Raw genomic sequence first — 12964 nt, forward strand, 5'->3', positions numbered from 1 at the left:
AGCTTTTAACTGTTTCGTTTATCCAAATCTGCCTTGATCTCTTTGGCTTTTTCGTCGTCGATTTCATAAAATTTCAACAAGATCAATCCCGCCACGGCCAGGATCGCGGGCAATACGGCAAAGAGAAAGCGCATCCAGAACATCACGCCTGGATCTTGTGCCACACCTTTTGTAGCGTCAAATCCAATGATTGCCAGAATATATCCCTGCCCGAGCGCGAATGTCGTCGCCTGTGTCACTTTTTGAAACCAGCCCGTTGCTGCGCCGTACATGCCTTCGCGCCGAAAGCCGGTTTTCCATTCGTCCCAATCGCAAATATCGGCTTTCATCGACGTAATAATGAGCCAGAAGCCCATCTCGCCGATGCGGATAAAGGGCTGTACGATGAGTTGCAAATAGGGCATCGCTGGCGTGTAGCAAAACCACTTCAAAATAGAACCGAGGAGAAGGGAGGTGATTGAAATACCGAGGGTTTTGATCTTTCCGATTCGAGATGACAAATAGGTCAATACGGGAATGGCGGCGAAGGATATAATGGTTCCGATGAGAATAGCATGTCCCTGTATCTCGGCGCCAAATTTTACATCGCCCTGGGCAACGTGATAGATGTTGACATAAGGTCCCAATGCCAGGGTGAAATTGCCACCAAAAATGGTTACGACCGTCAGGCTGCTCAGGATGAGAAATGGTTTGGTCTTCAGGGTTGTTTTGATCGCCCAGCCGACGGGTACTTTTTCCTGTTTGGCCGCCTGTTCTGAGTGGCCTTCGCGCACGAGAAAAACAGTGGGCAATAAAAATAAAAAAATAACCAGCCCAACGCCAATGCCAACATATTTGGCTCCCGTCATGGTGTCGCCAAAAATATCGAGTGTACAAAAATAGAAGAGATAGCCCACGATAATAGTGCTGATCTGCTGAAAAAACGAGCGGTACGCAAAGATATTTGTTCGCTCGTGATAGTTGTGGCTCAGTTCAAAGCCGAGACTGTTGTAGGATACTTGCAAAATGGTGACACAGGTATAGAGGCCCAGACTGGTAAACATAAAATACGCATACAATGCATCTTGACTCAGTCCTTTGGGCACGTTCAAAATGAGTGCGTAGCCAATGGCCGTCAAAATTGCGCCCAGAAAGAGATAGGGTCTGCGCCGTCCCCAGCGAGATTTTGTGTTGTCCGAAAGCCATCCCATAAAGGGATCGGTAATCGCATCCCAGATTCGGGCTGCCAACAACACATTGCCCACGCGAAATGGATGCATGCCCAGCGTAATATTAAAAATGGGGCCTGAGAGCTTTTTGATCGAATTGACACTTGTGTTCATCGGCAAGACGCCGATGCCATAAGCGATTTTTTCGAGCAATGGAATCGGCGGATAATCCCGCCCAATGGGTTCGCCCTCGCCCCATGGTGCTGCTTTTTGATCTGTTTTACTTGTGGACACAAAGTTCTCCTATTTTTTATTTTTTTTGGGATTCACGATACTGTTTGTACTTTGCAGATGCTGGATTCACATGGGCGTACGCTTCCAGTTCGGTTTCCATTCCGCGGTCATTTTGCTGCGCCATCCACGCATCGAGTTCCGTCCGCATCTCTTTCATGATACCTGCGTATTGTGCATCTTCGGAGAGGTTTTTCAACTCGTAGGGATCGTTTTCCAGATCGTAAAATTCCACTGCTGGGCGATGCCTCAAGGCGTGTACCCGGGGCGCGAGTGCTGGATTTTTTTCGGCTGCTTCTGCCCATCCCATTTCGTCCATAAACCGCGTCACATTGCACTGAAACACACCTTCGTGATTGAGATTTGCGATGTATTTATATCTTTTGGAGCGCACCGAGCGAATCGGATAATCTGTCCCGTCCCGAACACCGCGATTGGTATAAGCGCCATATACGTAATCCCGGTGGTGATTGCCATTTCCCACGACGAGATGCCAGAAGCTTTTTCCGTCAAATCCAGATCCTCCATCTGACGCGCCAACTCTGCCCGTATCGATTTGTGCGGGATCGCCACCTGCAACTTGTAGGAGCGTTGGCAAAATATCTACATATTGCACGAGGGCATCGCAGAAAGAACCCGCCTCAATTTTGCCCGGCCAGCGCATGATTAACCCGGTGTGCAATCCGTTTTCATAACACGTCCACTTGCCGCCATAGGGGAATGCTGATCCCTGTTCTGTTGAGAAAACTACGAGGGTGTTATCCGATATGACTTGCATACACCGTCCCAACTCGGCGTCCAGTGCGGTAATTTCGGCATAGTACGCCGCCAATCGCTTCCGCGTTTCCGGGGTGTCGATTAAATACGGTGGAATCGTCACTTTGTCCGGATCGTACATATCCTGCGGACCCTTTGTATATGGCAGGTGGGGATTGCGCGATGCGACGACCAGGCAATAGGGTTGCCCCGGTTCCCGATTGATGAATTCTTGGATAACGCGGATTGACGCATCGGAATCCAACAATTCATTGGTTCTGGTTGTTTTCAATACTTCAAAGGGAAATGACTCGGAAGGTCCGTAGTGTTGTTTTCCAATGATTCCAACGCGATAGCCCAGTGCTTTGAAATGATGCGCCATGCTCTTAACGCCCGTACGGACAAATCCCCCCTGGGGATATGCGCCATTGCGTATCGGAAACATTCCCGTGTACAACTGCTGACGGGTGGGCGCGCAAATTGACGTGGAGGTAAAACACCCATCAAAACGCATGCCTTCACGCGATAAGCGGTCCAGATTTGGCGTTTGCACTTCTGGATTGCCATATACGCCGCAGTCTCGCCACGTCATATCGTCAGCCAAAAACAATACAATATTGGGGCGATCATCTGCTTGTGCCCGAAGTAGCGATGGCATTGCAACGGTCGCTACGGCAGTTTGTTTGATGAACTCGCGTCGGTTCATGATTATCTCCGGTTGTTGTCAGTAGTCAAAGTCATCTTGCTGTGCTTTGCGAATCCGAATGGCAAATGCTTCTTGTGGATTTTTTACTGTGATCTGGTGAATGTCTTCATCGGTAAAATTCGCTTTTCGCATTAGTGGAATGAATTGATCAAAAATGGCATTATAAGGCTTAAAAGGACGGTCGCCATATCCAAATGAATTGCCGTCGTGAGAAAGCAAAACCCGGGGCAAAACGCCAAATCTTCTCATATGGCGCAGCATATCGAGATGGTTATTGAGTGTTTCGTCGCGGATGCTATCCAGTCCGATCCACGCACCTGCCTGTGCAACGGGGGTCAGGTCGGCGGGATCTTTGACGCGTTGTGCGTGTGCCCAGACCCATGCTTCTGGGTGTACGCCCATTTCTTCGAGCAGCGCAACCTGCTCGATAGCCGCGTCCGTGCTGCCACTTGTATGCGAGACAATTGTCAGGCCCGTTTTGAGATGGGTTTTGCCCGCCGCCAAAATGAGTTTCTTGTCTATGTCAGAGGGCATGCCGGGGTCAACGCCAATTTTGATAAATCCCGGGCGAACATCTGTCCCATCAATCCCGTTTTCCCATTCATCAATCCAGCGTTGGGCAATTTGATCAGCCGTTTCTTCAAAGGCGTGCGCTGGCACATAGCGATCGTGCGCTGCGCCAAAATACCCGGTATTGGTCAGTATTTGCATCCCGGTTTCTTGTGAGATGCGCCGGAGCAAATCCACGCGCCGTCCAAAATAAGCCCCTGTGCATTCACAAATGGTTTGCACGCCAAATACTTTTAACATTTTGAGATAGGGGATAACTTTGGCGAATAATTTTTCTTCGTCGTATTGCGCCACTTTGACTGGTTGCCCACCAAAAATGGACATGATGTGTTCGTGGGGGAGGGTGAACCCCATCTGCTCGGGTGCTATCGGTCCGGTTACAGTCATCACCTGTGGTTTCGACGCAAAAGCCGACGGTGCAATTGCCAGCGCACCCGCAGTTGCGAGACTTTGTTGTATAAATGTTCTTCGGGTAATCATTGCGCTCTAAAAATTGTGTACATTGTGTCCCTGCAGGGGGAACCAGATGCAATCTATGACAAATACCAGACCAGTGCTGAACGCTTGTGCTGCCAGCAGGCCGATGAAAAACGGTTTTCCTTTTTCGTATAGCTGCACGCCGCCCATCTTCATCACAACAACTTTGATTGACCACACAATAAATACCGAGAATACGGTTTTACTCACGCCGTAGTTCCCTTGCATGGCCAGTCCAATTGGATGCAGCGGCCAGGAGGGGATCCAGTAACGGATCAGGGTCAAAATTGCCATTGCACTGGCGCCAACTCCCGCCCACATCACGCGGCCATCACCTCCGAGTCCCAGGGGATTCCGGATCGCGTTCATCGCAAAATCAAATGCCCGCGGGCCGACGTTTTTGAGGCCCATATTGCCCAGATTATAAGCCCCGTATTCATAACTCAAGTAGAGCGTGTTGACAATCGAAATCACAAAGCCCACGGCGAGCGATGCCCAGATCACCCCTGTAATCCGCCGGGGTGCTACGGTCTTATCCACTGCTTTCACCGCTTGCGAAAACGACGGCATCAAAAAGCCTTTGCCGATGTCGGGAAAAAAATTAAATACCCGCATAAATGCCAGCGCGGTGATGCTCGAAACCCCCATGAGCGATGCCGAACCAAACGCCTGCACGACCGCGTCATTTGGCTCCAACCGATAATAGGCATAGACCAGACCCAGTTCGGAAACAGCGCGTGCCAGGCCCAAGAATAACAACATTGCCAGAATTAGAAATACTATCGCAACCCATAACGCCATGCCGGTTGCGACCAGCCAGCATGTTGCAAACACGAGCGAGAGTACGAGGCCAAATACCGCCGTGCGGTATGACAATAACTCTCCGCGATCATCTATTTCACAACTCGGGTCCCACGCTTTGCGCCACACGGCCTTCAAGTGCGCGCGCGCCATCCACAAGCCCCACACTGCGAGGAAAATGAGTGCCCCCATGCTCTGCCAGTTTAATAACTCATTTTCCCAGTGCAGACTGGATGAACCCAGGGGATATCCAAAAATATTCGAGGCATAGATCTGAAATGCCGTCAAGACGATAAAAAACCACACGCTGAACAATACATCTAACCGCGCAAAATAGCCAAAACCTATGGCGTAAAAACTGAGGCGAAAGGGCAATGCTGGAAAATCGGGAAAAGCCCGCCAGTTCATTCCCTCAATAGAAATATGCGGGAAAGCCGGCGAAAAATAAGATCCGATATTCCACAGCTTTAACGCCATCACAAGGCCAAACGCGATCCAGAACAACGGGGATCGAAGCATTTTTTCCAGCGTGCCACCCGGCTCAGTCTCAGTCAGCAGGCTTCCCACTTCTACAAGCGGATATGCCAGCCGCTCGTAATCCACCCATTGTTTTCGCAAAATTACCACCACGCTGAATACCGCAAATCCCATCGCGCCCAGGAAGCACATCCACCAGAATATCGGTGCGACCCATACGCGCCAGGGGAATGTTCCCTTTCCGCCCTCGTAAAACCGCGTCATCTCTCCGCCCGCATTGGTCGGCACCTGCCAGTGTGGGATATGTTCGAGCAAGTACGTCGTCCAGCCGTTTTCCGTTGAGGCAAAATAATAAGGCGCGGCTACCACGCCGATCAGATGTCCGCTGATCCCGTCGTAAGACACCGAGATGCCGACCAGCCCAGAAGCCAGGACCACCAGCAACTCCGATCGCGTCAATGCCCAGACCGACCGCCGATGATTTGCCAGCAAGTTGCATATACACAAAATTAAAAAGGGATAGTAGAGCGCTACGGGAAAATGGCTGCGGCTGATATTGGACCCCGATGTGTAATACGGCATCCATTCATTCCACAGCACACTGACCAGGATCATGGTGACCGACGCAAGAGCGGTTCGATAGGTGCGCAAACCCCTGCTGATCGGTTTTTGTGTATGTGCTAATTCTGCCATGGTAGGGATGTTCGCGGGATTCACATAAAAAAGGGAGCCGGTCAAAAACAGGCTCCCTTTTCAAAATGGCGGGGATAGAGGCTAAAAGCCCGCCTGAAGCGTCAAGCGGTTGACGCCGTCAAATACGCCAAAATCGGTGTACGCATAATCCACGCGCAAAGCGAGGCTGCCCAGATCGCGGCCAAAGCCGACGCCCAGAGAGATGCCCTGCTCATCGGTTGGCGTCACATATCCGGCGCGCAAAGACAGGGTTTTCATAATCGTATAATCCACCCCGATCTTGACTTGCTCGGAAAAGTCGCGCGGGCGCTCGGTATCTACCGATAGAATTATGGAATGGGTATCTTTATCCATATCCGTGAGATCGATCAAATCCATCGCCAACCCCATGCGGAATGTCAGCGGCAATTCAAAACTCTCCTCGCTGTACTTGTTTTCCTGAGAGAAATTTCGCGTGTTCAGCGCCAGTGTCAGGCTCTTATATCCCGTCCAGTAGAGTACGCCAAAATCGACAATGGTCGAGCGCTCGCTAAAAGATTTATTTACAGGCGATGCGCCTTCAAGACCCACGGGAACATCGCCGAAGGATTGCTTGGCGATGCGTATATTGCCACCCACTGAAAAGCGGTCGGTAATAGCGCGGGCATAACCGAGTCCAATTGCCCAGGCAGATGGACTATACGTGCCCACATCGAGGAATCCCTTTTCATTGTCTGCGCGAATGGTGCGCTCAAAATCGCCGTAATCGACGGAAATCATTGACAATCCGAAAACGCCCCAATCCGTATTCAATGCCACACTGCCCATATTGTAGGTCACATCTGCGATCCACTGGATCTGCCCGGCAGAGAGTTGAAACTTGCGCGTGGCATACGCCATTGATGCAGGGTTGTAAAACATCGCCGATGACCCCACCCTCAATGCGGAATACGCATCGCCCATGGCGGCGGCGCGCGCATCGGGCGATACGCTCAAAAACTTAAAGCCCGTTTGTGCGCGGCGTTCGCGCGGGAGATCCTGTCCTGGTTCGGGCACGGGAAGATCGTCTGGATCTGTCGTATCCACAGGGTCCTGTGCATAGAGCGGCGTCAGACACATCAGACTAAGCGCGACATAAGTAAGAAATTTTCTGGTCATTGAAGTACTCCGTTTTTAACGAATAATGACGAATTTTTTGATTATCTTTTCGCCGGTCTGAAGGTCTGTGATCACGGCAAAATAAATGCCGCTCGTAATCACCTGATTCGACTCTGTGGTCAGGTTCCAAAATTCATCCCCTGTGCCATCTGTGTGCTCAATGGTGAAAATCGATTCTCCCAGTTCGCTGAAAATCTGGATGGTGCATTCACCCGGAATTTCGAAAAACGCCAGCTTGTCCTGCTGATCCGGGAATCGAATATTCTGGTCGGCTTCCAGCACATAGGGATTGGGCACAACGCGCACGTCACTCATTACGCCGCCGGGCGGGCGCTTCAAAAACGCGGGATCATAGGTCTGCGTATAATACCGGCTGCTTTTCATCACCATGCCGGTGGGCGTGAGTCCGGTTCCATCGCTGTTCGCTGCACCAACGGATTGGATATAGTAGAAATAACTGATGCCGCGCACCACGTCCGTGTCTGCGTATTCGCGCGCCTCTGGTCCCAGGGTGGCGATCAATTGGTATTCCCAGAGGTCATCCACAGTGCCTTCATAAAAATTGCGCGTGCGCCAGATCTCAAAACCCGAGTGGTTGGCATTGGCAAAGGTATCCCATGAAAGCACAATTTGATCAGAACCAGACTGCACATTAAAAACTCTGGGCGGCAGTGGGGGATGCGGAATATTATAACCCGATTGCCAGTTTGCCGTCGCCCTTCGGATCATGTGATAGATCGAATCCCGGGTGCCCAGCGCCCAGCGGTTCTTCGTGTGGGTCTGGCCCTCGTAGGTGATGGGCAGTGTATCGTCATAACCAGAATTTTTGTAAGCCGTACCCACTGCAACAGCCACATCCCGGTCCAGCCCGTACATGCCTTCAATCCAGACCATACTGACGCTTTGGCCAGGAGCCAGAGTGTAGGGACCAAATGCAAACGCCGGCACCATACCACCACTTCTCATGCGAGTGACCTCAGTTTGCGCGGCCATGCGTTCGTACCACGATTCCGAATCGAAAGGACCGGCAGGCTCCGTCGGTGCTGAACGGTCGGCTTCGTGCGGAAAAAAGTGTCCATCGGTGCCCGGGTTGCCATACTCGGCATAGCTCAGGTCCGGGTGCATAAAATGGTACGTGTCTTTCATCTGCTCGGCATCGCCAAACGCTGGGTTGGTAATCGAGTCGCCGCCGCGGGTAAAGCCCGTAGTTCTGGGCTGGCCCGGATCATTCGTCGGATCTGATGGGCTTGTATCTGCGTGCAAGATCGCGCGGGTCAGCATATAAGCACCACCGAGCCGACCGATGGAATCGCCTTCTGTAATCCGATAGTTAACATTTCCGCGCCCACCTCGCCAGATAGGCCCCCCGATGCGGTTTAGAAAGGATACGCGCGTACCATTGCCGATCCAGCCGAGCGTGGCGCGTATGCCTTCCCATTTGCCCAGAGGCTCCTTGCCGTCGCCGATATAGTCCCATATCGTTCCCGAGACACCGGCACTTGTAATTGAGCGGGGTCCCCAGAGGTGTTCTTTAGCGGCAAAGGACAACATCATCTCGTTTGCGGTTTGATCGGGCAATTCGATGTCTTCATCGCCATCGACATTGCCCGTATTTGTCCAGGTCATTTCTCGGATGTGATAGTCATCGTGGTACGGGGTTGAGAATGCGTATATCTTCTCTTCCCATGTGATGCCCACATTGGAATTGGCTCCGCGAATGATCATACGATCTGACGGAATAGAAGGATCGACGCGCGTGAGCACTGTGGGTCTGACGAATGACTGAAATCCATCGACAAATACGTCGGGTTTTTCAAATTTTCCAACCAGTTCCATGGGCAATGCAAAGTGTTCGCCCAGGTCAAATACGCGAGGTCCCGCACGGGCGACTTTGAACGGCCAGGGTTGGCCATTTTCATCTGTAAAATCTTTTACTCCGATATAATGACGGCTGCGCACATGCGTGCCACCTTCTCGAGCATAAATACCGGGCCAGTATTTCACACGTGCTCGAAACGGGGGGCTTGTGATTGAAGGCTCTGTGCCTGTCGATGCGTATCGATAGTGATAATCGCCTACATCCAGCCACATCAACTCTGCCTGCGCCTGAACTTCGGTTGGCTGGCTCCAGAACACCAATGCCACAAGTGCAAAAGCTGTTCCGACCAGCGGTTTTAACAATCTATTCATTGCAAATTCTCCTGATAAGTCCCGATTCAAAAATCTTCTTAGAATGAGAACCGCAAGCCCAGGTTCACGCGGCGTGGGTTCAAGAACCAGATAAAGTCGTTATTGGGCATGTCGATATACAGCTTATTGTCCAGGACTTCATTTACAAAGTCCTGATTTGCCTGCGCCCAGTTTCCGTTTTGATATTCGTGATACTGACCGGTTTCCTGCACGTACCACAACACGCGGCGGTCAGACTCGAGGCCCGTGGGCAGTCCAGCCGTGATTTCCGCGTCGCCGGGCAATCCATTTTCGGGTAGTTGGCTGGCTGCATTGACAATTTCAATGGGCACAAACTCCGTGCCGTAATCTCTGAAAGCGCCGGGCGAGTCATTGCCGGGAATGAACGCATAAGTCGGGTCAAACTCGCCAAATGTGTCTTCTGGCAAATGCAGGGACGCCATATAGAATTGCCAGTCCCGGTCGCTTCCCCTCGGGTCGGCGGATGAGCGATTCAGACGCTTGAGATTAAACACATTATCCACGTCTAAAAAGAACATTGCCCGGACGCCCATCATCGCAAACTGCCTGGTCAGGCGCAGGTCCATATTCCTGATACTCGTGTATTGAACATTATTTGTCAGACCGGGGATAGCCCCAGCTTCTGGACCGTACCAGTTGCTGTACTGACCTGATCGCCAGTTGCCCACGAAAGACATGTCCCAATTGCTCAGGGGATAAAACTTAGAAATCTGGGGACCGAAGTCTCGAGGCGTGTAAAATTCCAGGCCCAATCTGCCAAAGGGACGGCTGACGGGACGGCTCTGATAGTGCCGCGTAGAGGTCGCGTCAACAGTGGCCTGTGTCTGGCGGTTTTCATACATCTCGTCCCGACCAAAGTTGCCGCCCTTAGTTTGCAGATACGTATAGTTGACGAAACCGCCAAACCACTTGCCCCTGCGCTTTCGCACGGTTATTTCAAAGCCCCGGATATCGTCGTAGTTGAGGGGTTCAAAAAGGCGGTAAGATACGGTTTGGTCCAGATTGGTGTAGCTCACGTCATTTGTCTGGTCGTCGTTGGCTTTGTAATATCCGGTCAGGCGAAGCAAATACCGATCGAACAAATTCTGCTCAAAGCCGAGTTCGTAATTGATCGTGCGCGGCATGGGGTGATTGGGATTGCCAATTCGCGAGACTGCGCCCGTATTTATTTCATCCACGAGGAAGAGATTGTGCGGGTTCAGCATCTGGCGAAAATGTCCATAGTTAAAAAACAATTTGCTGTCTGCTGTCACCGGGAACGAAATCCCCAAACGGGGGCTGAAATAAGACAGGGTCTTAACAGGCGCCTGGTCGAGTGCTTCTGCGAGATTTTCTTTGCCGATTTTAGCCCCAAACGCACCGGAGAAATTCTCATAAACCCACCATTCCCCACTCCCATTCCAGAGATCCCAACGCACCCCCAGGTTTGCGATCATCGCATTGAATTCGAGCTTGGTCTGTACGTATGCGGCAAACTGGTTCGGGGTGCGTTGCCAGATGTATTTGGGTGCCGCATTGTTTTTGAAGAAAGGTTGTGCATTTTCGTGATTCACATCGTAATCGCTGGTAATCCATTCAAAACCCGCCTTAAACTGCGCGACCTGACTGCGCTGGCTCGTAATGTCAAAGCGCGTTGTATAGGCTACCACTTCAGAGTCGTCGCGTCCATTGGCCCAGTGCCCTCCCAAATACAGGCCGTCAACAAAGGCTTCATTTTTCATAAAATAGCCATCGGGTGCAGCCGTCAACCCGATGTGGTTCTGCGTGACCTCTGAAACTTGCAAAGACGGATTGGGAGGCGCGAAGTCCGAATTTCGGGGAATGGTTTTTTCAACAGCCGTCAGATCGCGGTCGGGATACTTTTCGGTCAAATAGTTCGATTGCATCCTCTGAAAGCGGAACTCGTAAAATGTTCTGGGACTCAACACATGTGAAAAGCTGAGGCCGACATTATTGCGCTTGATCTGAAGTATGTTGTGGTGGTGATTTGCCCAAATCAGGTCATGATCATTAAGACCCATTTCCTGATTGCCGCGCCACATGCCGGGAAAGCCGGTTCTATTCGGATTCAATCCATATTCTTCACCTGCCATCGCCTCGACACTCAATTTCATGCTGCTGCGAATATCCGACGTGACCTTCACGCGGCCCCAGTCGTTTTCGTATTCATCGATATTGCGCGGCATCATATAGGCTCTGCGCTCGCGCTTGCCCGAAGCAAAGAACCTCAGACCGCCCAGTTTTTCGCTCAAGCCCGGAATCAAGGGACCACCAAACCCCAGATCGATATCGAAATCCGCATTGTGAACTTCCAGGTCTTTGCGGCGATACCACTCGAACAACTCCGTAATCACTGCGTCATCGACTTGCAGTTCCTCGACTGGCAAAGTCGATTCATCTACACCCGTGTCTCTCACGCCCACGCCGTGATACGGATCAGTCGGCGCATTCGCCCAGTTTCTCACAATGGTATTCCACCCGGGCCAATGTCCATACTGGCGCCGCGTGTACACATCCCAGGGGCTTTCGGGTGAGTGACTACCCACGTTTTTTACTGCAGGATCTGTAAATGGCCGCCAAAAATAGCCATTGGGATGGTTTGGCAATGGACCAAAATAATCGCGCTGTGCGCCGCTGTATCGCAACAACACATCGCCGTTGTAGCGTTGTTTGTCGCCTTCCTTGGTCACAATATTGACCAGGCCCGAACGCACGTTGCCGTATTCGGCGTTGAACCCACCCGATTGCACGCTCATTTCTTTGATTGAGGTATAACTCACCGTTGAATACGGTTCGTTTTCGCGGCCATCTCGCATGGACAGGCCATCGACCGAAAAGGCGATCTCATTCAAATCACTGCCTCGAATCGACAGGTCGCCATTTCGGGCGGCCAGAACTCCTGCCTCTAATTGCACGACTTCGTTCACGCTGGTCAATGGCAGGCTTTCGACATCCTGCGCAGAGATATTGGCGACATTGGCGGAAATATCGGGTTGCACCACCGGAAGTTCGGCAACCACCGTGATCTCTGCCAGCTGAATGGTCTCTTCGACAAGGCCGAATTCACCGGAGAAATTTACCGTCGTGGTCAGGTCGATAAAGACCCGCACATTGGTCTGTGTCGCCTTGTGATAGCCGACCATACTCGCATTGACGGTATAAGAACCCGGCGGCACATTGATGATGAAATAATTGCCATCGGGATCTGTTACCGCGCCCAATGTGGTGCCTTCAATGACGACATTGGCACCGGGCAGGGTTTCACCTGTGGATTTCTCCACGACCTTTCCGGCAATTTTACCGGTTGATCCGGCAAAAACAGCACTGGCTGAGAATACCAGAGCTATGAAGAAAAAGAAAAACAGACTCGTCCGTCTCATAGACTTCCTCCTGTGGTGAAAGGGACAGTTGCGCTGTTTCGTATTGGAATTGAATCAGATTGCCCGAAATTGAAGGGAGACAATCTGTTATGATTCAAAATTCAGACTCCTTAAGGTATCATTTTACAAAAAAAAATCAACAATAATTGTGACAATTAGCAGCCAGCGATTAGCAGTCAGCAGTCAGCAGTCAGCAGTCAGCCTCATTTACAACTACAATATTTTAGACAAGCGTCGGCCGACTTCGTTCCCATGAAAATTGTAATAAATTGTTAAAGTTTTTACAGTTTGTACACTCAAAAGGCCCGGGTTTTTCT

Annotated in this window: 7 protein-coding genes; all 7 read right to left on the reverse strand. The window is 51.2% G+C overall.

Features of this window, described 5'->3' with window-relative positions:
* Window positions 1-5: 5 nt before the first annotated feature.
* The 7 genes from F4Y39_07110 to F4Y39_07140 all read right to left on the reverse strand — a co-directional run bounded on the left by F4Y39_07110 (window position 6) and on the right by F4Y39_07140 (window position 12647).
* Complete coding sequence (locus F4Y39_07110; GenBank protein ID MYC13484.1) at window positions 6-1442, reverse strand: MFS transporter; 1437 nt, start codon at window positions 1440-1442, stop codon at window positions 6-8.
* 16 nt (window positions 1443-1458) lie between these two features.
* Window positions 1459-2901, reverse strand: a complete 1443-nt coding sequence (locus tag F4Y39_07115; GenBank protein ID MYC13485.1) for a sulfatase — start codon at window positions 2899-2901, stop codon at window positions 1459-1461.
* Window positions 2902-2919: 18 nt separating this feature from the next.
* On the reverse strand, window positions 2920-3951 hold the full coding sequence (locus F4Y39_07120) for a twin-arginine translocation signal domain-containing protein (GenBank protein MYC13486.1): 1032 nt from the start codon (window positions 3949-3951) through the stop codon (window positions 2920-2922).
* Between the two features lie 6 nt (window positions 3952-3957).
* On the reverse strand, window positions 3958-5919 hold the full coding sequence (locus F4Y39_07125) for a hypothetical protein (protein MYC13487.1): 1962 nt from the start codon (window positions 5917-5919) through the stop codon (window positions 3958-3960).
* A gap of 81 nt (window positions 5920-6000) precedes the next feature.
* Window positions 6001-7056: a PorV/PorQ family protein gene (locus F4Y39_07130; GenBank protein MYC13488.1), complete on the reverse strand. Its 1056-nt coding sequence runs from the start codon at window positions 7054-7056 to the stop codon at window positions 6001-6003.
* A gap of 15 nt (window positions 7057-7071) precedes the next feature.
* Entirely contained in the window at window positions 7072-9246 is a 2175-nt protein-coding gene (locus tag F4Y39_07135; protein ID MYC13489.1) for a hypothetical protein, read from the reverse strand.
* 38 nt (window positions 9247-9284) lie between these two features.
* The gene (locus F4Y39_07140) at window positions 9285-12647 is read right to left on the reverse strand and encodes a TonB-dependent receptor plug domain-containing protein (protein ID MYC13490.1); all 3363 of its coding nucleotides are present in this window, start codon (window positions 12645-12647) and stop codon (window positions 9285-9287) included.
* Window positions 12648-12964: the final 317 nt, after the last annotated feature.

It is taken from the genome of Gemmatimonadota bacterium, assembly GCA_009838845.1.
In the GTDB taxonomy this organism is placed as follows: domain Bacteria; phylum Latescibacterota; class UBA2968; order UBA2968; family UBA2968; genus VXRD01.